The sequence below is a fragment of the Roseibium album genome (assembly GCF_965233825.1).
Lineage (GTDB): Bacteria > Pseudomonadota > Alphaproteobacteria > Rhizobiales > Stappiaceae > Roseibium > Roseibium album.
Map to the genome: position 1 here is coordinate 3618608 of NZ_OZ247583.1, position 25282 is coordinate 3643889.

The 25282-nt window shown below is 54.2% G+C and carries 20 protein-coding genes; 6 read left to right on the top strand and 14 right to left on the bottom strand.

Translation table 11 applies throughout. The annotated features are described in order from the left end of the window. Positions 1–357: 357 nt before the first annotated feature. The 7 genes from ACO6TI_RS16500 to ACO6TI_RS16530 form a co-directional block, all read right to left on the bottom strand. On the bottom strand, positions 358–1068 hold the full coding sequence (locus tag ACO6TI_RS16500) for a VPLPA-CTERM sorting domain-containing protein (protein WP_422382911.1): 711 nt from the start codon (positions 1066–1068) through the stop codon (positions 358–360). 312 nt (positions 1069–1380) lie between these two features. Continuing rightward, positions 1381–2205 (bottom strand): CpsD/CapB family tyrosine-protein kinase, encoded by an 825-nt coding sequence (locus tag ACO6TI_RS16505; protein ID WP_055112408.1) that lies wholly within the window; start codon positions 2203–2205, stop codon positions 1381–1383. Between the two features lie 34 nt (positions 2206–2239). Then, positions 2240–3796 carry a hypothetical protein gene (locus ACO6TI_RS16510; RefSeq protein ID WP_196900923.1) on the bottom strand — a complete coding sequence of 519 codons (1557 nt, stop codon included), beginning with the start codon at positions 3794–3796 and terminating at the stop codon, positions 2240–2242. Positions 3797–3848: 52 nt separating this feature from the next. Then, on the bottom strand, positions 3849–6296 hold the full coding sequence (locus ACO6TI_RS16515) for a tetratricopeptide repeat protein (protein WP_422382912.1): 2448 nt from the start codon (positions 6294–6296) through the stop codon (positions 3849–3851). Positions 6297–6580: 284 nt separating this feature from the next. Continuing rightward, entirely contained in the window at positions 6581–7120 is a 540-nt protein-coding gene (locus tag ACO6TI_RS16520; RefSeq protein ID WP_196900925.1) for a VPLPA-CTERM sorting domain-containing protein, read from the bottom strand. 578 nt (positions 7121–7698) lie between these two features. After that, positions 7699–8040 carry a hypothetical protein gene (locus ACO6TI_RS16525; protein WP_108872867.1) on the bottom strand — a complete coding sequence of 114 codons (342 nt, stop codon included), beginning with the start codon at positions 8038–8040 and terminating at the stop codon, positions 7699–7701. A 145-nt stretch (positions 8041–8185) separates the two neighbouring features. Continuing rightward, positions 8186–8839, bottom strand: coding sequence for an NADPH-dependent FMN reductase (locus ACO6TI_RS16530; RefSeq protein WP_422382913.1), 654 nt, complete (start codon positions 8837–8839; stop codon positions 8186–8188). 418 nt (positions 8840–9257) lie between these two features. On the opposite strand from ACO6TI_RS16530, the gene ACO6TI_RS16535 reads away from it, so the two are divergent. The 5 genes from ACO6TI_RS16535 to ACO6TI_RS16555 all read left to right on the top strand — a co-directional run bounded on the left by ACO6TI_RS16535 (position 9258) and on the right by ACO6TI_RS16555 (position 14368). Continuing rightward, entirely contained in the window at positions 9258–10511 is a 1254-nt protein-coding gene (locus ACO6TI_RS16535) for an ABC transporter substrate-binding protein (RefSeq protein ID WP_104704600.1), read from the top strand. A gap of 66 nt (positions 10512–10577) precedes the next feature. Then, positions 10578–11492 (top strand): carbohydrate ABC transporter permease, encoded by a 915-nt coding sequence (locus ACO6TI_RS16540; protein WP_055112422.1) that lies wholly within the window; start codon positions 10578–10580, stop codon positions 11490–11492. A 10-nt stretch (positions 11493–11502) separates the two neighbouring features. Next, positions 11503–12342 carry a carbohydrate ABC transporter permease gene (locus ACO6TI_RS16545; protein WP_055112424.1) on the top strand — a complete coding sequence of 280 codons (840 nt, stop codon included), beginning with the start codon at positions 11503–11505 and terminating at the stop codon, positions 12340–12342. Continuing rightward, positions 12339–13373, top strand: coding sequence for a Gfo/Idh/MocA family protein (locus ACO6TI_RS16550; RefSeq protein WP_422382914.1), 1035 nt, complete (start codon positions 12339–12341; stop codon positions 13371–13373). Before ACO6TI_RS16545 ends, ACO6TI_RS16550 begins: the two co-directional genes overlap by 4 nt. Next, positions 13370–14368: an ABC transporter ATP-binding protein gene (locus ACO6TI_RS16555; protein ID WP_104704518.1), complete on the top strand. Its 999-nt coding sequence runs from the start codon at positions 13370–13372 to the stop codon at positions 14366–14368. Before ACO6TI_RS16550 ends, ACO6TI_RS16555 begins: the two co-directional genes overlap by 4 nt. A 74-nt stretch (positions 14369–14442) precedes the next feature. Here the strand turns inward: ACO6TI_RS16555 and ACO6TI_RS16560 are convergent, their stop codons facing one another. The 6 genes from ACO6TI_RS16560 to ACO6TI_RS16585 all read right to left on the bottom strand — a co-directional run bounded on the left by ACO6TI_RS16560 (position 14443) and on the right by ACO6TI_RS16585 (position 23455). Further along, positions 14443–15042 carry an RNA polymerase sigma factor gene (locus tag ACO6TI_RS16560; RefSeq protein ID WP_422382915.1) on the bottom strand — a complete coding sequence of 200 codons (600 nt, stop codon included), beginning with the start codon at positions 15040–15042 and terminating at the stop codon, positions 14443–14445. Between the two features lie 423 nt (positions 15043–15465). Then, on the bottom strand, positions 15466–17259 hold the full coding sequence (locus tag ACO6TI_RS16565; protein WP_422382916.1) for a calcium-binding protein: 1794 nt from the start codon (positions 17257–17259) through the stop codon (positions 15466–15468). A gap of 438 nt (positions 17260–17697) precedes the next feature. Next, positions 17698–19131: an NAD(P)(+) transhydrogenase (Re/Si-specific) subunit beta gene (locus ACO6TI_RS16570; protein WP_055112434.1), complete on the bottom strand. Its 1434-nt coding sequence runs from the start codon at positions 19129–19131 to the stop codon at positions 17698–17700. Positions 19132–19143: 12 nt separating this feature from the next. Further along, complete coding sequence (locus ACO6TI_RS16575; protein WP_196998506.1) at positions 19144–20727, bottom strand: Re/Si-specific NAD(P)(+) transhydrogenase subunit alpha; 1584 nt, start codon at positions 20725–20727, stop codon at positions 19144–19146. A gap of 389 nt (positions 20728–21116) precedes the next feature. Further along, positions 21117–21989, bottom strand: coding sequence for a glutathione-dependent disulfide-bond oxidoreductase (gene yghU / locus ACO6TI_RS16580; RefSeq protein WP_422382917.1), 873 nt, complete (start codon positions 21987–21989; stop codon positions 21117–21119). A gap of 206 nt (positions 21990–22195) precedes the next feature. Continuing rightward, positions 22196–23455, bottom strand: coding sequence for a M24 family metallopeptidase (locus ACO6TI_RS16585; RefSeq protein WP_422382918.1), 1260 nt, complete (start codon positions 23453–23455; stop codon positions 22196–22198). 96 nt (positions 23456–23551) lie between these two features. Between ACO6TI_RS16585 and ACO6TI_RS16590 the strand changes: the two genes are divergently transcribed. After that, complete coding sequence (locus ACO6TI_RS16590) at positions 23552–24439, top strand: LysR family transcriptional regulator (protein WP_321188912.1); 888 nt, start codon at positions 23552–23554, stop codon at positions 24437–24439. Between the two features lie 51 nt (positions 24440–24490). On the opposite strand, the gene ACO6TI_RS16595 is transcribed toward ACO6TI_RS16590, so the two are convergent. After that, positions 24491–25267 carry a substrate-binding periplasmic protein gene (locus ACO6TI_RS16595; protein ID WP_196878785.1) on the bottom strand — a complete coding sequence of 259 codons (777 nt, stop codon included), beginning with the start codon at positions 25265–25267 and terminating at the stop codon, positions 24491–24493. Positions 25268–25282: the final 15 nt, after the last annotated feature.

Below are 25282 nucleotides of genomic sequence, written 5' to 3' on the forward strand. Positions count from 1 at the left end.
TTCTAATTTGATTGCAATTTTACAGTTTCATTTTGAATTTCAATAAACAAGTTTACGGGACGTTTTCAAGATCTTACTCCAAAAAAGGTAAATTCGATACGACGTTCCCTTTGCACACGATCAAATGATTTTCAGAACCTGCAAGTCGAACCATGCAAATTCGTCCGCTCAATTTGATCGTATTTAAGCCTAGGGTTGAATTGCGGCGAAAAGGCAGCAAATTCGCGCTTGGACTGCAAAGTAGAAAGCAAAATACCAACTCTAATTAAAAATAATATTAAAATCCGGGTCGAAACCCGGACTTTATACAATTCGACATACAAAATAGTTTGCGCGTTCAAGTAACGCAACAAAAAGTTATGTCTTCTTGCGTCGATTTGAAGCGTAAAGTCCTGCCAGGCCGCAAGCCAGCAATAGTCCAGCCGCGGGCAGTGGAACCGGTGTCACGCTGACAAGGTTCTGGCTATATTTCGTTTTGCCACTTTTTTCCCAACCAAGAGACTCCAGATACGAAACGTTATACGCCTGCGTAACCGCACCACCCAGGTTTGCAAGGAAACCATTGGCAATGTTCCGGGCAGAGGTATTCGTGTTCGAATAGAATGACCCATTCTTCACATCGAATGTTCCGGAATCTTCGTAAATAACTTCCCAGAGCGCCAGCTGAAAACCGGCAGACTCATGGTTGTTATTCAGGTTCAGACTGGAATAGCTTGTTTCAAAGAGGCTCTTGACGTTGTCTTTTTGCGTCTGCGTGAATGCAAACGTATTTGTAAACGGCGCACTCGTGACCTCGTAGAGACCCTTCAGCGAAAGGTTGTGCGCGATATCCACGCACCACGCGATAAAATCAATGCCATTTGTCTGATCGGTGAGACGGAAACCACCTGCGGTCACTCGCTGATTGAGTGCAGGTCCGGCATCGTTGATAATTCTGAGAGACTTCCGGCCGCCGCCGTCAAATGTGTCACTCGGATTTGTCTTTGTCAGGGAAATCGGGGCCGCGACAGCCATGCTCGCACTGGCCGCCAAGAGGGCACACGCGGAAACCACACTCTTAAACTTCATGAATAACACAGCCTTTTATTGCATTGTCAGTTATATCTATTTTTATACAAAATTGAGTTATCATCTCCGATACAGAGTGACAAGCAGGATTGCAGTGCCTCTACGGAATTTTTGAAAACAAGGTTACGATTAGTCATATTTGTCTTTAGAGCGTTTTTTGTTTTGCCCATTCAAGAGTGGATATCGTCAGCGCCGAAAATGTTGCAGCGATGTATTCTCACGATTGCGATACGGATTGGCGTTCAATTCTGCGACCGATCCACCGGGACCGGCAAATCAGCCCGTGCTCGAAACTCAAAAATGAAACTTGCTCTAATAGTAGTATTCTTCACTCTTAGCGCTTTCGCACTTGTTCAGGACGATGCCGAGAAGTTTGTCGAGTTCGCTTATCTGCAATTCACACTCGTCAACTTCGGCAGTTGTTGTCGTTCCTGCCGCCACAACAAGCAGGGAAGTGTCCACTCGGGGGAGAAACCCCAGCGCATCATCACTGCTCTGCATGGGAGGGAGATCGAACAGGATGACTTCAGGCTGGAGTTTGGTTTCAATAAATTCAAACAGTTCCAGCATTTTGGGAGCTTGAAGCAACTCGGACGAGGCGGGCGTATGGCCGCTGTTGAGACCTAGAACCAGATTTGGATCCACCTGTACGAAACAGTCTTTGGCTTCTGCCTTTCCCAAAAGATACTGGGCAATAGATCGATCCGGTTCGACCTTGAGTGTAGGCGCAACCGACGGTCTCTTGAGATCCAGGTCGACGACAACTGTCCTGAGCCCCGGATTTCGGGAAAGACTGAACGCCAGGTTCAAGGTAACCATGGTCTTGCCACAACCGGCTGTAGGCGATGTGATCGCAAGGGAATTCCACTTGTTGTCGGACATTGCCTTGCGCACTCTCGTGCGAAGCAGGTTGAAGGCGATGTGGTTGGGATCGTCCATGGACTTTGACACGATCCGCGTTTTCTCAAGGTGCTTCTGGTCTATTTCAACCTGACGCAGTGTAAAAGGTTCCGGTTGTTCGGTCGCCTCGAATTCCTTGACGGGCATCCTGCGTTCCGGTGCGCGCGCAGGGGCAACCGACTCGATATTTTCGTCCAGAACGCCGGCCTTTTTTAGTGCACTCTTGATGTGTTCCACTCATTTTCTCCAAACATCGAGACCTGGACGAAACTTACGACAGCAACGAAATCGGCAGCAAAGGTTGAACCTTTTGCCACATGCGCTCGGCATAAATATCGAGGGGGGTAATGAAAAGATGGGCCGCTGCCAGGGCTCCGACGACGACAGTCAACAAGATGCAAACTGCTAAAACGCGATTTGCGAAACGACGAATCCGTTCTCGTCGGGTCGTGACATAGGGAATGACGGCGATTGGACGCAATTGAAGCCGTCTCTCCAGATCACTTGCGGTTCGAACGCTCTTGTCGAGAAACTCAAGCAGAAGAACAAGCCCCGCGCCTAGCGCCATTGCACCGGCTCCACCGGCTGCGACAATCTGAATACGGTTCGGCTTTGTTGGCTCTTCCGGTGTTGTGGCCTGCTCGAGGACTTCGAAACGTTCAGCCTGCCTGTCCTGCTCAAGCTTTTCGCCGATCTCTGCATCCGTGAGTTTCGCTTTGGTTTGGGTATATTCCGCCCGCAGGTTTTCATACTCCCGCACCATTGCAGCCAGTTCGACTTCCACAGAAGGCGTTCTGGAAATGCTCTTTCGAAGTTCGTCGGCCCTTCGCTCGAATTCGACCTTTTGCGATTGTAGCAATTTGAGCCTGGTTTCGGGGTCAGCGGTAAAGCCCTGCTGAGCCATCTGGGACTTCAGGGCTGCGATTTCAATTTTGGCTTGCGCAATCTGCCTGTCCAGATCATCCATGGTTCTCTGCGAGACGAACCCTTTCTCCAGAAGCGGTGCCAGCAATTCGCGCCGTTCCACGAAGGCATCGTAGTTCAACTCCTGGGACTGAAGACGGAAAGCAAGTTGTTGCGCTTCTGCGCCGCCCGTTGATCCGGCATCGTTTCCAGCTTGTTCCGAGAGCGTGATCTGCCGGCCTATCGCGTCAATATTGGCAGATATCTCAGTCAGTTTTTCGCGCCGGATGGCAAGAGTGTCCGGCAATGCTGTCTCGTTATCTCTTTTGTAAGCGGCGATCTGGTTTTCGACTGCCAGGAGTTTCTTTTCAAGATTGCGCAATTGTTGCTGAAAGAAATCACTCGTCTCAGCGGCTCGACTCAGACGAGTTTCAAGATTCTGCGAAAGGATCGAAGTCACAAGTTCGTTGGCAACTCGCGCTGCCAGGGTTGCGTTGGAATACCGGAAAGTGACGTCGAAGCCGATGACTTGAGTATTTCTGCCCGAGGTTGCGACACCGATCTGCTTTATTTCGAGAGCGTCTCGCATCTTGTCGACAATTTCAGATGGAGAATTATCTCGCCGACCTTCCGAATTGTATAACGAGAACTTGCTTGCAATACTCAGCAAATTGTCGCGCGCGGACAGGCGCTGTTCGATCACCTTGATCCGTTCACTCGGGCTGGCTGTGATTGTGGTGGAGGCCAGCTCGCTGGGAATTCGCTGAGATTCAATAAGGATCGTCGCTTTGGCTTCGTAGCTGCGGGGCAGGGCGTAGGCGACCACAACAACGATGGCAAACACCAGGACAAACGGTACAACGAAGTAGAGATAGCGGCGCTTGACAATCGCCCATATCATTCCAAGTTCAAAACTCTGTTCCATCAATTCAAACCGTTTGTGCCTGAGTGATTACCGGTTAAGCAAATTCGCCAACTCAGTTGGACTTTGTTTGCGGTTCCGGACTTTTCAGTCTTTCCACTGTAGAGCGGGCTAATTCAAAGTCTTTTTCTGTCATAAGTGTCTTAAGATCCAGTGACTTCTCCAGCGAAGTGATCGCCTGCTCCTTCTGGTTCAATGCCGCAAGTGTCATTCCATAGTGAAACTGCGCCAGGCCCAGGTTGGGGAGTTTTTCCGCAGCGTTTCGCAGAAGCGGCAGCGCGGATGAGTACTCTCCTCTCAGATAGTAAATCCAGCCCAGGGTATCCACATAATGAGGGACTTCAGAGGTACGAAACCGTTGTGCGATCTCAAAAGCGCGTTCCAGAGATGCCTCATCTCCACGCCGTTCGGAAAGAAGACTCGCAAGATCGTTGGCAACAATGGTTGAATCGGGATCCGCCTTGAACAGCTTTTCGTATTCCTCGATCGCTTCGTCAAATTTTTCAGTCTGTTGCAAAACGGAGGTCAACATCAGGCGCAAGGCAGTGTTGTTCTCATCTTTTGCCAACCCGCTTCTGATAGCTGCGTCAGCCTCTTCCAGCTTGCCGGTCGCAAAGTAGAATTGCGCAAGAGAGGTGTTGCCCAGAACGCTACCCTCGATTGCAGCCGCGGACTTTAATCTTTCCTCTGCTTCTTCTGTTCGACCTTCAGACAAAACAACAGAGCCAAGCAGGACCTGCGCCAGAACATTGTCGGGTTCCTTGGCAAGCACGGAGTTCAAATGATCAATTGCAACGCCCTGTTTTCCAGCCTGGACATAAGCACGGACAAGGTCTGGCAACAGCCTTGCCTCATCTTCAGGCGTGGTCATGGAATTCTTGAGCAGATCGAGGCTTTCGTCATGCTTGTCCTGGCCACCGAGGGCCGCAGCGGTAATGCGATCAGCGAATGCTGAATTATCGCTTTCTTCGGTGTTTCTCAGGATATCCGCGATTTCCTGTGCGCCAACCCAGTCCTGTCTTGCCAGCCGCTGCTGGGCAACAAGGTTGAGCACCTGGCGGTTGGTGGGATGACGTTCGCGGATGGACTCAAGTACGCGCTCTGCCTGTTCCGCCTTGCCGTGCCGGAAAAGGAACTGAACCATTGGCAGGCCGGCTTCAGGTGAATTGTTGTCAAGCACCAGCGCCTTGGCGTATTGCTCTTCCGCCAATATGGTTGAACCATTGCGTTCATAGGCACCTGCCAGCATTACGCGCAGTCGTGCGTCGTTTGGTGCTTCATTCAATGAAAGAAGAATGTCGTCCACGGCGCCTGCACTGTCGTTGTTTGACAGCTTGATTGTGGCCCTGAGCCGCAGAGCTTCGACATTTTTGTCATCTTCTTCAATAACTTCATTTACCAGTTCGTCCGCACGGGCATAGCTCCCGTTCTGGATCAGCATCGTTGCAAGAACAATCCGCGCCTGGTTCTTCTGTTCCGCGTCGTCGGTCTCCGACAGCACGGTCCGCATGAGATCTATGGCCTCGTCCCGTTTGTCCAAAACGAAATGCATTTGGCCAAGTGCAACTTTGAACGGAAACGCGTCACCGCCCGCTGCTTGACGGGTCTTGATGATGGTTTCGAGCTCGGTTTGTGCGACGTCGTTCCCTCTTCGCGATATCAGGAAGGAGACGAGGTTGAGTTGAGCAACATCATCGTCCGAACGATCCGCCGCGTATCGACGAATGATCTCTTCGGCTTTGTCGGTGCGTCCCTTGCTGAGGTGCCACTGGGTCCACGTTTGATTGAATTGTGGTGTGTCGGGAAAGCGCTCAACGAGATCTGCAAACGATTCATCAATCCTCGCGTCGTCGCCCAGTGTTTCCAGCACGGAAAGTCGCAAGACTTGAAACCCGATATCGTCTTTTCCTTCTTCCGATGCCCTGTCGAGATATTCCAAAGCTCCGGCAGGGTCTTCCGCTGCAATGCGCGACGAGGCAAGAACGACCAACGCTTCCTTTGACCCGGGTTCTGCTTTGAGAACCTCCTTGGCGATCTGTTCAGCCGCGTCATGATTTCCCGATTTGAGCTCGTATGTCGCTTTGGCAACCTTGATTTCTGGTGCTTCGGTATCAAGCGCCAGGGCTTCATCCAGAAATTTTCGCGCCTGCTCGGTCTGATTTGCACTCAGAAGCATGTAGGTGAGCTTCAGCCGAACCGGAATGTGATTCGGGTCCTGCTCGGCGACTGCGGTGTAAACCCTGTAGGCGGCCTGAATTTCGCGCTGACGCTCCTGGATTTCTCCAAAGGCAAAAAGCGCGTCAACATGATCGGAATTCAGCTTGAGCGCGTTCCGGAATTCCAGGCTTGCCTTCGTCAGTTCGCCTTCTTCGACAAGCTCCAGACCACGTTTGTAATGGTTTTCGGCCCGTTCCTCAGACGAACTGCAACCGACTAGAAACAATACTCCCAGCGAGAGCGCAAAATAAGTGACTACCTGCTTAAACAGAGGCGCCAGGGGCATCACACCAACTCCTGCAAAATTCCAATAAATTTATTTCCCACAAGATAGGGCTATGTACATTAAAGTTCGAGTAACCAATTTGTAAAATTCGACTCAAGGTTAAAGAAATTGAACAACTGAAATTCAACCTGTGAGACCGACATCAGTCTCGCGAACACGAAATTGCGTTCACAAAAACGAAGAGGGGGATCACCCAATATTGGAACGATCCCCCAATTCAAATTTTCAACTTCAGTCCGGTTCTAGTTCAGAAGCTTTCGAACCAGACCTTATTTCATATCACATCAGGCTGCCGCGTTCTTGCGACGACGTGCTGCTGCACCCATTCCAACCAGTGCGCCGCCGAGCAGAAGAATAGAAGCCGGAAGCGGAACAACTGATGTTACCGATGAGAAGTTGGCAACGCCACCGATGCTTGAACCGTTGAAGACAAAGTGGCCATCAGTGTCATCAAAGCCAGCGCCTGCAAGTGTACCGAATGCATTGAAGCTGATACCGCCCTGTGCATTGGTCGTGACTGCAGAAGTCAAGGAGTTGATGGTGAACGAGAAACCGCTGACATTCCACACTGTGCCCGGAAGCGCAGCAAAGGTGATGTCAAACAGGTTGACCAGTGTACCAGCAGCAATACCGGCGAAGTCGCCGCTGCCACCGTTCACAAAACCCGAGCCAGCAAAGTCAACACCGGTGGTGTCGGTCGGGTTGTTGATTGGACCAGAGATCGAGATCGCGCCACTGATCGGCGCTGCAGTTGCGACACCGAGCATCGCGATGCCCATACCAGCTGCAATTGCCGCCGTTTTTAGAGCTTGAAATAGTTTCATTAGAGATAACCCTCTCACTACAATAATGTGTATTTACGCTGCAGCGCAGCAAACCTCATATACCGCATTAATAGAATTTAAACCAAAAACCCCCGTCAAAGTCAAACGGATTTTTTCAGAAAATTGAAGCATTTGGAGGCAAGTCCATCAAATTTTAGGCAACTTTGAATGTCGCGTCTACTTCAAAACCGCAAAAACCCGGCATTGTCAGAATTATGTATGCGTTAGCCAGCGCAATAAAAATAGAATTTCGCCTGTGCTGACCGAGAAGGAAGCAGACGGCTTTGATCTGCGTTGAATTCGTTGCTTCGCGGCTGATCATGACAATTGGTGTCAGCGGGGCAATCGGCTTGGAAATGCGGGAATTCCGCGAAAAATCCAGATATGATTGGTTCAGGTTCCAACTAGCGGTAAAGCGTTCGAAAACAATTCCGCTTTTCAGATCAGCCGACTGTGGGGTGCCCTGGCCGGGACCGCCGCACAGGGATCAATGGATATTCCACGTAGCAGGTGATGGTTGGCGCCGACAGTTGGCACCTGGCCGCGATCACTTTTTTGGGATGGCACGTCATGTGATGTCAGCTATGACGAACCTTGGTCAAAATCACCAGGGTCGACATGACTGAAATTGTAATAGGCCAAAAGATGGCTGCGAATAATGCGGCACAAATCGATGCTGCACTGCCGCGACCGGTTTCACTAAGCTCCAATGCGCTGAGTGCAAAAATCGCCAGAGCCACACAAAAATACAAAAACAGTCCGGCACCAATTAGCAAAAACATAATCAAAAAACCTCGGTTGCCCGCGTGAAAAACACGCTCCCCGATAGGGCAGATTAGGTTAACAGAGTATTGCTTCGATTGGATTTTGAAAAGAGTGGGCTGCGGAAAAGCGATAAAATTCAGGTGATATTCGCACATTGAACGTGTCTTGATGGCAATTTTCGAAAGCGAAACTTTAAGTGGAAAGCGGTGTTGAAATTCTCAATTCCCGTGTAAAGGCAAGGGCCTGGCATTTCTGTTGGTCTGACATTCGGCAGTTTTGCTGGAACCTGATCGAGCGAGGTCAGTCAGGTGCATTTCTTTGGGTGGGTGTCCGGGTAAACGCTCCAGGTACGTCGGTCGTGCCTGACATTTTTTGAAAGTTGGCAGCTTCAGCCCACCACAACAGTTGCTTCAATGTGCGATCCAGATACCCATCCCATTGTTCCGGGTCGACACCGGCAAGATACAGACCCGATTCGTCGAAGACTTCCTGGGCTTTCGGAATATGGATCATCGCCGACACAGGAAGGCATCCGGTTTCAGAAAGGAATGTGCGCATGTTGACGGCTGCCCTGGCACCGCCCCATTGCCCGGCGGAGTACGTTACGATGGCGCTCGGTTTATAGGAGAAGAGCGAACTGCCGAAATGGTTGAGCAGGTGGGCAAGCGCAGGTGACATTGAATGATTGTATTCCGGGCTTACCATAACATAGCCGTCGGCTGAGGAGATTTGCTCCGCAAGATCTTCAAGTGCAGGCGGTGCCTTGCCCCGAGCGTAGGAAAAATGTGGCTTGAACGGAGTCGGCAGGTTGATCTCGAGGGGGTCGACAATTTTGTGCTCGACATTGTTGGCGGTAAGCCTCTTTGCACATGCGGCCGCTACACGTTCTCCCAGGCGAGCCGGGCGCGGTGGCGTACTGTCTCTTTCCGAACCAAGGAAGACCAGGAAGTTCATTGAAGCTCCGTCGAAGAGGGGAAGCGGTTGTCAAACCGCAGGCCGTGTCAACTGAAATGCGGTTCAAGTGAGCCGTCTTTCCCACTCTTAACGAACGCTTAACAGTGTAATACCTTTACAATGCCTTTGGTTCGAAAGAGAGGTGACAATGCCACTAAATCACCTTGATTAAGCCTTTTCAACCCGCAAAATCCCTTGAATTTCTCTTTATGAAACTTAATAGTCGACAAATGGTATTAAATAGGTATTATATTTTGAAAGGCTGACGGGAAGCGTCCGGCCACGTGCCAATGAATTGTCAGGCATTGCACCGGTCAGGGCGTTTGTTGGCGCGCAGTCATTCAGCATGGGGACGCGCCTCGTCAGGCTGTATTTAATGGATAACAACACAAACCGAGTGAAAACAGGGAACAGCGCAATGACACGTAAGTTTTTATCCTTGGCAATGGTCAGCACAGCTCTGATTACAAGCAGTGCCTATGCGGAAGACGTCACGTTGACGATCGAAAGCTGGCGGAACGACGACCTGACCCTCTGGCAGGAAAAAATCATTCCGGCCTTTGAAGCGTCTCATCCGGGTATCAAGGTGAAGTTCACGCCTTCTGCTCCGACAGAATATAATGCCGTCCTGAATTCCAAGCTGGATGCTGGTTCCGCCGGCGACTTGATTACCTGCCGCCCATTCGATGCCTCACTTGCACTTTTTGACGCCGGTCACCTGGTTGACCTCGCTGACATGGAGGCGATGAGCAACTTTTCCGACGTCGCCAAGTCTGCATGGCAGAGCGATGACGGATCGGCCAGTTTCTGCGTTCCGATGGCATCCGTGATTCACGGCTTCATCTACAACAAGGATGCATTCAACGAACTTGGCCTTTCCGTGCCCGCGACCGAAGAAGAGTTCTTTGCCGTTCTTGAAAAAATCAAGGAAGACGGCAACTACATTCCGATGGCGATGGGAACCAACGACCAGTGGGAAGCCGCCACCATGGGCTACAACAACATTGGTCCGAACTACTGGAAGGGTGAGGAAGGTCGTAACGCCCTGATCAAGGGTGAGCAGAAACTTACCGACCCGCAATGGGTGGCACCCTACGAGACGTTGGCGAAATGGGGCCCGTATCTCGGTGACGGCTATGAGGCGCAGACCTATCCGGATAGCCAGAACCTCTTCACGCTTGGCCGTGCAGCGGTCTACCCGGCGGGCAGCTGGGAGATCTCCGGCTTTAACGCGCAGGCAGATTTTGAAATGGGTGCCTTCAAAGCGCCGGTCCAGAGCGCGGGCGACACGTGCTACATTTCCGATCACACGGATATCGGCATTGGCATGAACGCTGCGACAGAGCATCCGGAAGCCGCCAAGACCTTCCTGGCATGGGTCGCTTCGCCGGAATTTGCGTCGATTTTCGGCAATGCGCTTCCGGGCTTCTTCCCGCTCTCGAAAACTCCGGTTGAGCTTGAAGATCCCCTTGCCAAGGAATTCGTCGGTTGGCGCGAAGAGTGTGAAAGCACGATCCGATCCACATATCAGATCCTGTCGCGCGGAACGCCGAACCTGGAAAACGAGACCTGGGGCGCCTCTGTTGCAGCCATAAAGGGTGCGGAAACTCCCGAAGCGCTCGGCAAGAAACTGCAGGACGGCCTGGCCACCTGGTACGAGCCGCACAAGTAATCTGCCTTCAAAACATATTCCCGAACAAGGTGCGCCTTGTTCGGGACCCATTGACCGGAGCTTCTGATGAGCAAGCCTCGCATACGTTGGCACGTCGTCGTGTTCCTGACCCCGGCGGTCATTGTCTACACGGCAGTCATGATATTTCCGCTTTTCAACACGTTGCGGCTTGCCCTCTACAGCAAGATCGATCAGGAGCGGGTATTTGTCGGACTGCAGAATTTTACGACATTGTTCGGCGACCCGATCTGGTCAGATCAGTTCTGGAATGCTCTGGGAAACAATTTCTGGTTCTTCCTGGTCCATATGCTGGTCCAGAATCCGATCGGCATTGCTCTGGCCGCCATATTGAGCCATCCGAGGTTACGCTTCGCTGCATTTTACCGCTCGGCCATTTTCATCCCGACCATCCTGTCCTTCGTGATCGTCGGTTTCGCCTGGAAACTGATCCTGTCACCGATCTGGGGCATTGCGCCCTCGATGCTGGATGCTGTCGGCTTGAAATCGCTCTACGCTCCCTGGCTCGGCAAGGAGGAGTATGCGCTTACGGCCCTGTCGCTGATCTCGGTCTGGCAATTCGTTGGAATCCCGATGATGCTGATCTATGCGGCGCTGCTGTCCATTCCGGAGGAGGTGCTCGAGGCGGGAGAGATTGACGGCATTACCGGCATGTCGGCTTTCTGGAAAATCAAGCTACCGCTGATTCTACCCTCTATCGGCATCATCTCGATCCTCACTTTCGTTGGCAATTTCAATGCTTTTGACCTGATTTACACCGCACAGGGTGCTTTGGCAGGGCCGGATTTCTCAACCGACATTCTCGGGACATTCATGTACCGCACCTTCTTCGGCTTCCAGCTTCAGTTGGGCGATCCTTACATGGGCTCGGCGATTGCAAGCGCCATGTTCGCGATCATTCTGATCGGTGTCTGCATCTACCTTTTCGGCATCCAGACACGGATGCGCAGGTATCAGCTGTAAGGGGCGCAAGATGAACAAGGCACGTACAAATCCGTTCAACACTGCCGCCATGCACGGTGCGTTGATCCTCTACACGCTGATCGCACTGTTCCCGGTTTTCGTGATCCTGATCAACAGCTTCAAGACACGCAAGGCAATCTTCCGCGAGCCATTGGGCCTGCCAGATGCCGACAGTTTTTCAATGATCGGCTATCAGACAGTGATGAAACAGGGGGATTTTTTCCTCTATTTCCAGAACTCGATGATCGTCACGGTCGCGTCGCTGTTCTTCATTCTGCTGTTTGGCGCCATGGCAGCGTTCGCGCTCAGCGAATACCGTTTCAAGGGCAACCTTCTGCTTGGGCTCTACCTGGCGCTCGGGATCATGATCCCGATCCGGATCGGGACGGTTGCAATTCTGGAAATGATGGTCGCAACTGGCCTGGTCAACACGTTGACGGCGCTCATCCTGGTTTACACGGCGCAGGGTCTGCCGCTCGCAGTCTTCATATTGAGTGAATTCATGCGGCAGGTTTCCGACGACCTGAAAAACGCGGGCCGGATTGACGGACTGTCGGAGTACACGATTTTCTTCCGTCTCGTGCTGCCGCTGGTCCGCCCGGCGATGGCAACCGTTGCGGTCTTCAACATGATACCGATCTGGAACGACCTGTGGTTCCCGTTGATCCTGGCACCCGCAGAGGAAACCAAGACGCTGACGCTTGGCAGCCAGGTGTTCATCGGGCAGTTCGTGACCAATTGGAATGCCGTGCTTTCCGCACTCAGCATGGCCATTTTGCCGGTCCTCATACTCTATGTGATCTTCTCACGCCAGTTGATCCGGGGCATCACGTCAGGAGCTGTCAAATGATCCGGGTTTTGATAGCGGGGCTGGGCAATATGGGCCTTTCTCATGCCTTGGCGCACCATCGCAACGATGCGTCGCAGATTGTCGGGCTGGTCAATCGGTCGGGCCGCGTCGAGCACGATGAACTGGCGGGTTATCCGGTTTTTACCAGTTATGACATCGCGTTGGAAAAAACGTCACCTGATCTGGTGGTGATCGCCACATATTCGGACACTCATGCCGACTATGCGGTCGCGGCCATGTATGCGGGCGCAAATGTTTTCGTCGAAAAGCCGTTGGCGACCAGCGTTGAAGATGCCAGGCGTGTCGTTGAATGTGCCAGGGAGACGAGAAAGAAGCTTGTTGTCGGCTATATACTTCGTCACCACCCGTCCTGGGTCCGGTTGATAGAGGAGGCGCGTGCACTCGGCGGCCCTTATGTCTTCCGCATGAACCTCAATCAGCAGAGCTCCGGCTCCGAGTGGGAAACGCACAAGGCCTTGATGCAGACCACTGCTCCCATCGTCGATTGCGGGGTGCACTATGTGGATGTCTGGTGCCAGATCACCGATGCGACACCGGTAAAGGTCAACGGTATGGGGCTGCGGCTCTCCGACGAGATTGCACCGGACATGTACAATTATGGCCAGTTCCAGGTTGTTTTCGACGACGGTTCCGTCGGCTGGTACGAGGCCGGTTGGGGCCCCATGATGTCCGAAACGGCCTTCTTTGTGAAAGATGTCGTTTCTCCCGCCGGCTCCGTCTCCATCGTGGAAGACAACAAAGGTGCTTCCGCGGATGTGGATGGCCACACAAAGGTGGGAGGTCTGCTGGTTCATCGTCCGGGCGGCGACACCAGCATCAGCCTGCCAGATGAACTGGGTCACCAGGAACTCTGCGACGCGGAGCAAGCCTATATGCTGCGCGCAATCACCGAAAATATCGATCTCACCCGGCACATGCAGGATGCCGTCCGGTCGCTGGCCATATGCCTGGCCGCCGATCACAGCGTCCGCACCGGCAATTCCGTCATCTTGAAGGAGCCAACGCAATGACAGCGCTCACTCTGCACAACGTCAACAAGTCCTTCGGTGCCGTTCACGTTCTGAAAGATGTCAATCTTGAGGTTGAAGACGGCGAATTTGTTGTCTTTGTCGGGCCATCCGGTTGCGGCAAGTCGACCCTGTTGCGTGTCATCGCAGGTCTTGAGGACGTGTCATCAGGCGATATTCATATCGGCGGAGAGCATGTCAACTTCACGCCGCCCTCGAAACGCGGCATCGCTATGGTGTTCCAGAGCTACGCCCTGTATCCGCATCTGAATGTCAGAAACAACATGTCGCTGGCGCTGAAACAGGAGCGGCAGACAAAGGATGTCATCGATCAGCGCATCGCCGAGGCGACGCGCATGCTGAATTTGGAAGATTACCTGGATCGCTATCCGTCCGAGCTTTCTGGAGGGCAGCGGCAACGGGTGGCCATCGGCCGCGCCATTGTTCGCCATCCCAAACTGTTCCTGTTCGACGAACCGCTTTCGAACCTGGATGCCGCGCTCAGGATGAACACGCGACTGGAGATTGCCAATCTGCACCGCCAACTGGAAGCATCCATGATCTATGTGACCCACGACCAGTCCGAGGCAATGACACTTGCCGACAAGATTGTCGTGCTGAGAGATGGACATGTCGAACAGATCGGTAGTCCGATGGAGCTCTACAACAATCCGGTCAACCAGTTTGTTGCTGGTTTTCTCGGATCTCCTGCCATGAATTTCCTGCCGGCCGGACTTTTGAGCGAAGGGGACGAGCGAACCCTGGGTGTTCGTCCTGAAGACCTTTATCTCTCCGACAATGGTCCACTCAAAGCGAGGGTCGAGCATGTCGAACAACTGGGCGGCGACACCAATGTGATTGGTAGGGTCAACGGACAACAGGTCACTGCACGTCTGTTCGGTCAGCATGCCATCGAGCCGGGCAGGGAACTCGACCTCGCGATTTCCGACGGGAAGAGCTACTACTTTGACGGTTCGGGAGTGCGTCTCGGCGCATAACATTCCACAAGCGAAACAGGGATCAGTTACGCTGGCAGCAAGGTGAAATGCACCTGTTTTGCAATGTCTGTCCTTCAGGCGGCCGCAAGCGCCGGCATGCGTGCCGGTTCTTCTGAGAGCAGTCTGCGTAAATGCTGTCTTGCCGTCATCATGCGCGTCTTGACGGTCCCAACCGGACATCCGAGCAATTCCGCGATTTCGGAGTAGATGTACCCGCTGAAGTAGGTTAACTCGACGACAGCCCGTAATTCGGGCTTCAACTTTCCAAGCGCGTCGTCAACATCACGCCGGAAGAGGACCGTTTCCATCGTGTTTGCGGTGTCGCGGATCACGCATTCATCAAGACAGATGTCGTTTTTCAACCGGCCGAGTTTCTGTTTTTTCTTTATCGCAAGCCTGTAGGCAATCCCGAACATCCACGTCGTTGCTTTTGAACGTCCCTGAAAATGCGAGGCCGTTCGCCAAACAACCATGAACGTGTCGTTGATGACCTCTTCGGCCGCTTCGTGGTTTCCCGTGATCCGCGTTGCGAATTTCATGAGCTTGGAAAAATGTTTGCGGTGGATCGCCTCGAAGGCAGCAAGGTCACCATTTGTCACGGCTACCAACAGATGCTTGTCATCCAGATACAGGGAATTCGAACTGTTTTTGCCCGGTGAATCAAGACGTTTCATGTCAGCTGCCAACCCTCAATCAATAAAGTTCCGTTCGCAGACCCGGCCAAAGGGTTGCGTCGACGTTTCCTGTGCGAATTCAAATTGAGGTTCCAGAAATCTGCGCGGAACCTGATCCAAAGATGGCCGGTTTCGCCTGCGGTGCTTATGACGCGCGTCACAATCAAAATGCGGTGCCTTGCGAAAGTGCAATCTGATTCTCGCCGCGTCGGTGCAGCGCGGAACATGGGCCTGAGACGAGGCGAGGGTGGTCGCCGGTCGAATTCACGCGAGTGTCCCTTATTCACGTCATGCAGCGCCGGATGGAGGAAACCTTCTCCCGGTCAGATGATCGGCACGACGGGAGGTTGCGCCGCCAATTGCAAATCCCGCCGGCTGGTCAGCCGGCGGGATCGAGACACGAAGCAAAGGGATCGAGCAGCTCTATCCGAAAAGAAACGCGTCTGTGCCGAAGTCGTCGACGCTCGCGCCTTCGAACGTGATGAGCTTGCCGTTCACGTCGAGTTGCACATCATCACCGATTTGGGTCAGCTGATCGACAAGGTCAGTCGCGGTGAAGTCCTCGTCCGTGACAAACAGCAAACGGTCTTCTTCGAAGTCGAAGTCAGTGATGACCTTCAGACCCGTGTCGTCGGCGGTGAAAAGGAAGGTGTCGGATCCTTCTCCGCCTGACATGATATCGAACCCTGAGCCACTGCGTATGACATTGTCCTGATCGTTGCCGGTGATCGTGTCGTCGAAGTCGGTTCCGGTGACATTCTCGAAATTGACGGCCCTGGAGCCTTCCAGCGTTCCGGCGGCAAGATCGACCTCGACGCCTTCGGCTGCCCGGGAGAGGTCCAGCGTGTCAATGCCGTCGCCACCATCCAGGTCGAGTTTGATCTCATCCAGAACGGTATCGACAATCTGCGCAGTGTCGTCACCGCCGCCGAAATTGGTTTCCAGTACTTCAGTCTTGCGAATGTCGAGCTGGAACAGGCCGTTGACGTTCTGGTCGTTCAACTCGACCCGGGCGAACTGGACGCCGTTCGGTGTCACGGAGAATTCGGCAACGTCCTTGTTCTGAAGATCGTCATTGACGAGATCGGTGTTGAAGTTGACCTGGACGCGGTCATAGTCTGCACCACCGTCCATAAGATCGGACCCATCGCCGTTGTTCCAGACAAGAAGGTCGTCGCCTTCTTCGCCGAAGACGAAATCATTGCCTTTGTTGGCAACAAGGATGTCGTTGCCTTTTCCGCCATGGATCGTGTCGACACCACCGAGCCCGGATATGACATTGTCCTGATCGTCGCCGGTTATCCTGTCGTCGAATTCGGTTCCGATAACGTTTTCAAAGTTGACGGCCCTGGAGCCTTCCAGCGTTCCGGCGGCAAGATCGACCTCGACGCCTTCGGCTGCCCGGGAGAGGTCCAGCGTGTCAATGCCGTCGCCACCATCCAGGTCGAGTTTGATCTCATCCAGAACGGTATCGACGATCTGCGCAGTGTCGTCACCGCCGCCGAAATTGGTTTCCAGTACTTCAGTCTTGCGAATGTCCAGCTGGAACAGGCCGTTGACGTTCTGGTCGTTCAACTCGACCCGGGCGAACTGGACGCCGTTCGGCGTCACGGAGAATTCGGCAACGTCCTTGTTCTGAAGATCGTCATTGACGAGATCGGTGTTGAAGTTGACCTGGACGCGGTCATAGCCGCTGCCGCCATTCATCAGGTCGGATCCATCACCGTTGTTCCAGACAAGTAGGTCGTCGCCGGACCCGCCGAACATCCGATCGTTGCCCTTGTTGCCGACAAGACGGTCATTGCCCTTGCCACCACGCAACGTGTCTTCACCGTCACCGCCATTCAGTGTGTCGTTGCCGAAGCCTCCAATAAGTTTGTCGTTCCCGATACCTCCGAACAATGTGTCCTTGCCGAAGCCGCCAAGGATCTTGTCGTTGCCCTTGCCCCCGAAAAGGATGTCGTTTCCAAAGCCTCCGTCGATCTTGTCATTGCCGTGCCCGCCGAACACCGTGTCGTTTCCGAAGCCGCCGAAGATTTTGTCGTTGCCTTTTCCGCCATCAAGAAAATCGTTTCCGAAGCGACCAAAGATACTGTCGTTACCGCCATTGCCAAAAATGAAGTCGGAGGCAAATCCACCAAAGAGATAATCACTCTGATGAGACCCGTTGATGAATTGGGTTTTGAAGAAATTCAGGAAAGAATAAAGGAAGCTCATTGCAAATCTCCTGTCTTGAAAAATCACCAATCGTCCCGACGGTCTGACGCAGTGGTCTGCCGCCAGACGTCAACAAAGGACCGCGATGGTGACCTCGCCAGGTGCGAGTACTTGTTGGTGCTCAGGCGATCGATAAAGGTTCAAAAAAAGATTTTGCAGCGTGCCCAAATCGGTGTGTCAGGCGGATCTGGGCCAGGACCGGCATTTTCAACGCGGTTGGGTGATCAGGATTGAAACCGGGTAGCGGTGTGTCTTCTGGTTCGGGACTGAACGCGATCATGGCTCTGTGATCGCCTGCCAAAAAATGCACAAACATCACAAGAGCCATTGCGTTTCTTCCCCCCATCGAAACGCGACACTAAGTCAATACAATCATTCCATTAAAAAAAGCCGCTCCGGGGTTCCGGAGCGGCCTTTTTTACAGTCGAGTTTGGGAAATCACTCGATCATGGTGAGCAGTTTGTCGAGAGACTGCTTGGCGTCGCCATAATACATGCGTGTGTTTTCCTTGTAGAACAGCGGGTTCTCGATACCGGAGTAACCGGTGCCCTGGCCACGCTTGGAGACGAACACCTGCTTGGCTTTCCAGACTTCCAGAACCGGCATGCCGGCGATCGGCGAGTTCGGGTCTTCCTGGGCAGCCGGATTGACGATGTCGTTGGAACCGATGACGATGGCGACATCGGTTTCCGGAAAGTCCTCGTTGATCTCGTCCATTTCCAGAACGATGTCATATGGGACCTTGGCTTCCGCCAGAAGCACATTCATGTGGCCGGGCAGGCGACCTGCGACCGGGTGGATCGCAAACCGCACGTTCTTGCCCTTCGCACGCAAGCGCTTGGTCAGTTCGCTGACCGATTGCTGTGCCTGGGCCACCGCCATGCCGTAGCCCGGTATGATGATGACATTGTCCGCGTCATCAAGGGCAGCTGCAACACCGTCGGCATCGATGGCGATCTGCTCACCTTCGACCTCCATCGCCGGTCCGGTCGTGTTGCCGAAGCCGCCGAGAATGACGGAGATGAACGAGCGGTTCATCGCCTTGCACATGATGTAGGACAGGATCGCACCGGATGAACCGACAAGCGCGCCGACGACGATCAGCAGATCGTTGCCGAGCGAGAAGCCGATCGCTGCTGCCGCCCAGCCGGAATAGCTGTTCAGCATCGAGACGACCACCGGCATGTCCGCGCCGCCGATCCCCATGATCAGGTGATAGCCGATGAAGAACGCCAGCAATGTCATCAGGATGAGCGTCCAGATACCGGCACCGCTCAGGAACAGGATCAGGAGAATGAACGAAAGGATCGCCGCACCGGCATTCAGGGCATGTCCGCCGGGCAGTTTTTCCGCCTTGGACGTGATCTTGCCGGCCAGCTTGCCGAAGGCCACGACCGAGCCGGTAAAGGTGACCGCACCGATGAAGACGCCGAGGAAAACCTCGACCTTCAGGATGGACTGTTCCGCAGAAGTCTTCTTCGCCAGCAAGGCAGCAAACCCTTCGAGCGCCTTGCGCTCTTCATCGCCCATGGCCAGAACGCGGCCGAGTTCGATATAGGCGTTGAAACCGACAAACACGGCGGCAATGCCGACCAGCGAGTGCATTGCTGCAACAAGCTGAGGCATCTCGGTCATCTGGACCCGCTGGGCGACGTAGTAGCCGATGACACCACCGCCTGCGATCAGGATCACCGACAGCAGCCAGAGACCGGAACCGGGTCCGATGAGCGTTGCAACGACGGCGAGCGCCATGCCGGTAATACCGTACCAGACCGCGCGTTTTGCACTCTCTTCACCTGACAGGCCGCCGAGCGAGAGAATGAACAGGATTGCCGCAACCACGTAGACGGCAGTTGTAAAGCCAAATTCCATGGGTCGGGCTCCTTAGGACTTCTGGAACATGGCGAGCATGCGCCGTGTGACGAGGAAACCGCCGAAAATGTTGATCCCGGCCATGAATATGGAAAGCCCCGCAAGCAGGATGATCAGGAACGATCCCGAACCGACCTGCAGCAATGCCCCGACTATGATGATCGACGAGATGGCGTTGGTCACCGCCATCAGCGGCGTGTGCAGCGAATGGCTGACGTTCCAGATCACCTGGAAACCGACGAACACCGCAAGCACGAAGACAATGAAGTGCTGCAGGAAGCTGGCCGGCGCCACGAGCCCGACGAGAAGCATGAACAGCCCTCCGACGGCAAGCAGGGTGACCTGCTGTTTGGTCTGCTGCTTGAAGGCGGCAACTTCCTGAGCGCGTTTTTCCTCCGGCGTCAGCTCCTTCGGTTTTTCCTTCGGCTTGGCCGCGATCGCCTGGACCTTCGGTGGCGGCGGCGGGAAGGTGATCTCACCGCCATGGGTCACCGTTGAGCCGCGAATGACGTCATCTTCCATGTTGTGGACGAGCTGACCGTCCTTTTCCGGCGTCAGATCCGTCATCATGTGGCGGATGTTCGTTGCGTATAGGGTAGACGACTGGGCTGCCATCCGGGACGGGAAGTCCGTAAAACCGACAATCGTCACGCCGTTGTCGGTGACGATCTTCTTGTCGGCAACCGTACCTTCCACGTTGCCGCCGCGCTCCGCGGCAAGATCGATGATCACCGAACCCGGCTTCATGGACTGGACCATGTCTTCAAGCCACAGCTTCGGTGCTGGACGGTTCGGAATGAGCGCCGTCGTGATGACAATGTCCATGTCGGGCGCGAGTTCGCGGAATTTTGCCAGCTGCGCTTCCCGGAACTCCGGTGAGGACACGCTTGCGTAACCACCCGTTGCCGCCCCGTCCTGCTGGTCTTCCTCGAAATCGAGATAGACAAATTCAGCGCCCATGGATTCAACCTGTTCAGCCACCTCGGGGCGAACGTCGAACGCGTAGGTAATCGCACCGAGCGACGTGGATGTCCCGATCGCCGCAAGGCCCGCAACGCCTGCGCCAACCACGAGCACCTTTGCCGGCGGAACCTTGCCGGCAGCGGTGATCTGGCCGGTGAAGAACCGGCCGAAATTGTTGCCGGCCTCGATGACTGCCCGGTATCCGGCGATATTGGCCATCGAAGACAGTGCATCCATCTTCTGCGCGCGCGAGATTCGCGGCACCATCTCCATGGCGATGACGTTGGCGCCCTTTTCCTTCGCCGCTTCCATCCCGGCTTCATTGCCGCCTGGATTGAAGAAGGAAATCAGCGTCTTGCCCTTCGTCAGGTAACCCAGTTCCTTGTCTTCGGGCTGGCGCACCTTTGCGACAATGTCCGACTGCTTCCAGAGACTGGGCGCGGTCTTGACGATCTCGACGCCTGCCTCCTTGTATGCGTCGTCTGAAAACCCTGCAGCCTTGCCGGCGCCGCTCTGAATGAGACAGCTATAGCCCAGCTTCTGCAGTTGCTTTGCCGATTCCGGGGTCATGGCCACACGGGCCTCCCCGGGGAAGATTTCCTTGGGTGTGCCTATCTTAAGGGCTTCTGACATATGTCGCTCCAAGATGGTGACCAGGACATGGCCTAAAGAAGGGGAGCCTGCACCTCCCGACGAAGGAATTCATCGGTATCGTGCGGACTTTGCATGCATGCTCGACTATAGAGACGAAAATTTTACTTATGACAAGATGTGTTTGCCAGGGAGCAGGACGGTATTCCGTCACTGAAGGCAGACAAGCGCGAGATCCGAAAGTTGGCGAAATCGGCTTTCAGGGGTACTGGAGTCTTTAAATCCATACCGAAGATTAGCCGGAATACTCACAAATTCGGCAGCTTTAGCAATTTATTCTGAGCAAGACGCGCGTTTTGAGATTGCGTCCGGGAAATTTCGCTGTGCTGAGTGCAGGCAGCGACCTGTGGACGCAGGTCGCTGCCGGGACTTCACTCTGCGGCCGCTTCAACCGCTGCTTTCGGATCTAGGTCGTCCGCGCTGTGGCGTTCGAGAACCTGTTCGGATTCCTCTCCCCACGCCTTGTTGACCTTCCTGCCGCGAACGACCGCGGGACGGGCATCTATCTTTTCGGCCCATGCCTTGACGTTCTTGTACTCGTCTACAGCGAGGAACTCGGCAGCATCGTAGAGACGGCCGAGTACGAGGCCGCCGTACCACGGGAAAATCGCCATGTCCGCAATCGTGTAATCTTCGCCGGCGATATAGGGACGCTCGGCCAGTGTCTTGTCGAGCACGTCCAGCTGACGCTTGGTTTCCATGCTGAAGCGATCAATCGGATACTCGAATTTTTCAGGAGCATAGGCATAGAAGTGGCCGAAACCGCCGCCAAGATAGGGGGCGGACCCCATCTGCCAGAAGAGCCAGTTCAGTGTTTCGGTGCGGGCTGCAGCATCTTTGGGCAAAAATGCGTCGAATTTCTCTGCCAGGTAGAGAAGAATGGACCCGGATTCGAACACCCGTGTCGGTTCTTCCGTGCTGTGGTCCACCAGGGCAGGGATTTTCGAATTTGGATTGGCTCCGACAAAGCCGCTGGAGAACTGATCGCCTTCATTGATGCGGATCAGCCAGGCATTGTATTCGGCTTCCTTGTGGCCGAGCGCCAGAAGCTCTTCAAGCATCACGGTTACCTTGACGCCGTTCGGGGTCGCCAGCGAATAGAGTTGAAGGGGATGGTCGCCGGTGGGCAGGTCTTTCTCATGTGTTGCGCCGGAGATTGGCCGGTTGATACTGGCAAACTCGCCGCCATTCGGTTGTTCCCAGGTCCAGACTTTCGGTGGCGTGTAGATCGGGGTGTCAGTCATCAGAATCGCTCTCCGGCTCGGATCAGGTTGAAACAGTCTGCGCATGCCTGGGCAAGTCCCCAATTCATCGCAATCTTGCGATTAGATAGGGTGGCAAATTCGCTTTGCCTAGTGTTTTTGTCCGATGCAGTCCAAAAAAGTATCTCATGGTGACAATCCCTGGCAAACCGGTTGGGAACTGCAGTCCCGTGAAAGGAACCGGGATCTCAGGCCAGCAGGTCATCCTCGAAGGGAAATCTGGACAGAAGCTCGATCCCGCTGTCGGTGATCAGAACCTGTTGTTCCAGCTTGACACCCTCCCTGCCTCCGTCTTCGCCGATAAAGCTTTCAACACAAATCGTCATTCCCGATTCCAGCGCGCCGTCATAACCGGCTTCCGGAAAGTCTCCATGGTGATAGAGATAGGGATATTCGCCGGTCATGCCGACACCATGTGCAGACAGGTAGTAGCGGTTGGTGTGGTATTTCTCGGGTATGTTCCATGCCCGGTCTGCATATTCGCGAAATGTCATGCCGGGGCGCAGGATGTCCATGTTGTGGTGCACCTGCTCAAAGGCGATCTTGTAGAGGTCTCGCTGCTCGGCGCTGGGTTTGTCCGGCCCGGCATGAAAGGTGCGCGAGAAATCGGCATAATAACCGTGACAGCCGACGACATCCGTATCGAGCGCGATCAGATCGTTTCTGCCAATGAGGTTCGCCGACGTTTCCTGAAACCAGGGGTTTGTCCGGTCGCCGGCATTCAACAATCGGGTTTCCACATAGTCGCCGTTTTGCTCGATGATTGATTTGTGCAGAACGGACCAGAGTTCGGCCTCCGTCAGGCCTGGGCGGATCGCCCCCCTGAGCTTGCCCACCCCGATTTCCGTCGCGCGCAACGAGGCGATCACGCATTTCATTTCCTCAGGCGACTTGATCGCGCGCGCCATTTCGATCGGTTGCTGCGCGTCGACGACTGACAGACCACGGTTTCGAAGAGCAATGCTCGTTCCCGCATTCAAGCGCTCCAGGCCGACAGTGGCCTTCCTGTTGCCCGTCAGCTCATGAATCAGGTCGGCCATTTCCGCGCTCCAGAGCGCCTCGCGCTCTACAATATGCGGTCCGGCGGCAACAAAACTGGCAGTTCTCGCCGGGCGGACCTCATCGATGGTTTCGAAGCCTTCCGCCAGATGCAGGCAGCCGGTGAATTCAAACAGGATTGACTTGTCCAGTGTCAAAAGCAGGTAACGCGACGGAGCATTGCGCATGGAAAAGACCTGCATGTTGCGTGTGCCGGTCGCATAGCGAATGTTGACGGGATCTGAGAGGATCACGGCATCAACACCGTATTCGAACATTTTCCGGCGCACGCGCTCCTGCCGGTAGGCGCGCACACCAGCAAGATCAATGCCGTCGGTTTCCGGTGACCGGTCGAGCTGTACTATGTCAGCCAGATCGCTTCGCTCCGCGTGCCAGTCAAGTTCCGCCATGATGATTTCGTCTCCAAACACACATCAGGGAATAATTGCATCTTGAACCGACAGGAAAAGCCTGGAAAAATTCACCCGTATTGATAACTTCCAGGAATGCTAAGTTATCGCAAGTCACTGCCGCCGCTGGACACGCTGGTCTTTTTTGAAGCGGCAATGAGGCATCAGAATTTTACGGAAGCAGCCGACGAACTCTTTGTCACGCAGGCGGCGGTCAGCAAGCGAATCCGGCAACTGGAAACCTGGCTCGGCGTCGATCTGTTCGAGCGTTCCGGTCGCAAGTTGATACCAACCGAAGCTGGTGAATATCTCGCCGAAAAGACCGGTATGACACTGGACTATCTGGACCAGGCATTGCGGACGGTAAAAATCCCGTCCCAACCGGTGGTCCGCATTGCGTCGGTAACGGCGCTCGCGACCTTCTGGCTACAGCCCAAACTAAGGTCTTTTGCACTTTCCGATGAGGCGTGTCCGTTCAACCTCACGAGCGCAGACGAATTGGGGGATCTGCTTCGCCCGGAACACGATCTGGTCATCCTGCATGGTGAAAACCGGCTTCCGGGTTGGAATGCTGAATTGCTGTTTGAAGAGGAAATTGTTCCAGTTGGAACTCCGGCGGTAGTAGAAGAAGCAGGTGCATTCAGACAGAATGACGGTCAGGTGCTGTTGAACTTTGCACGAATGGCACCGAACTGGACCGATTGGAATGTATGGATCCAGCGAACCGGATGGTCGGAGTTTCGTGAATGGCCGGTGCTGAACTGCGCTAGCTACAACCAGACGATCGGACGTGCGTTGAAAGGGCAGGGGATCGCTCTTGGTGCACTGCCCCTTTTGCAGGATGAGCTTTCGTCGGGAGATCTGGTGGCCATGAATTCCAGGACACTGTCTACCGGCAAGGGATATTACATCGCGTGGCCAAAGGCGCGCCCGATGAGTGATGAGGCCGAGCGATTGAAAAATGTGCTCCTGGGGAGCAGTTGATCTGGAAAGTTTGCTGCTAGTTTGCCGCTGGCATGGATCGGAGAATTTTCGCTAGGATGTAATGCCGTACTGTTTCAGAATTTTCTCGTGTGTTCCGTCTGCGACAATCGTGTCGAAGGCACTTTGCAGCGTTTCGACAATTTTGTCGGAGGTCTGGTAGTGCAGCGCCAGAAATAACTCCCCCCGGTCCAGTTCATAGACGGTTTCATAGTTTTCAAGATCGGCGCCACGCATTTGCAAACCCCAGCGCGTGACCTTGGTTTCGTAGGAGATCGCATCCACGCGGCCTGCCATGAGTTTACGGAAGTTCTGTTCGTTCGACAGCACCGTCTCGATGCGGTCGTCCGGCACACCTTGTGCCCGCAACAGAAGCTGACCGACATCATCCTTGACAACCCCGATCCGAATATCTGCCAGGTCGTGCACTGTTTTGATCTCAAGGTGGCGGCTTTTCTTCGCTGTCAGTCCGACGACTGTTGGAACGAACGGCCCCACCCACTTGAACAGATCCTCGCGATCCGGCGTGCGTGTTGTGGAAAACAATGCGTGTCCTGGGCGCTGCAGAGTGAGATTATAGCCCCGGGCCCAAGGCAAAAGAGCGATGTCTTCCCGATTGTGCCCCGACGCCGCCCGCTTGAACATCTCATCTATGATCTCGACACTGATGCCGCTCAGGCCTGCCCCGTCTTTGTAATTGTAGGGCGGATATTCCTCCGTCATGACCTTCAAGGAGCCGAGCCCGGTTCTCGCATGCGACGAGCGGATCAGCGTTAGGGACGTGAAGGCAGCCATTCCGGCGACGACGGACCGTCTTGTCAAAAATCGCATCGGTTGACCCTCATT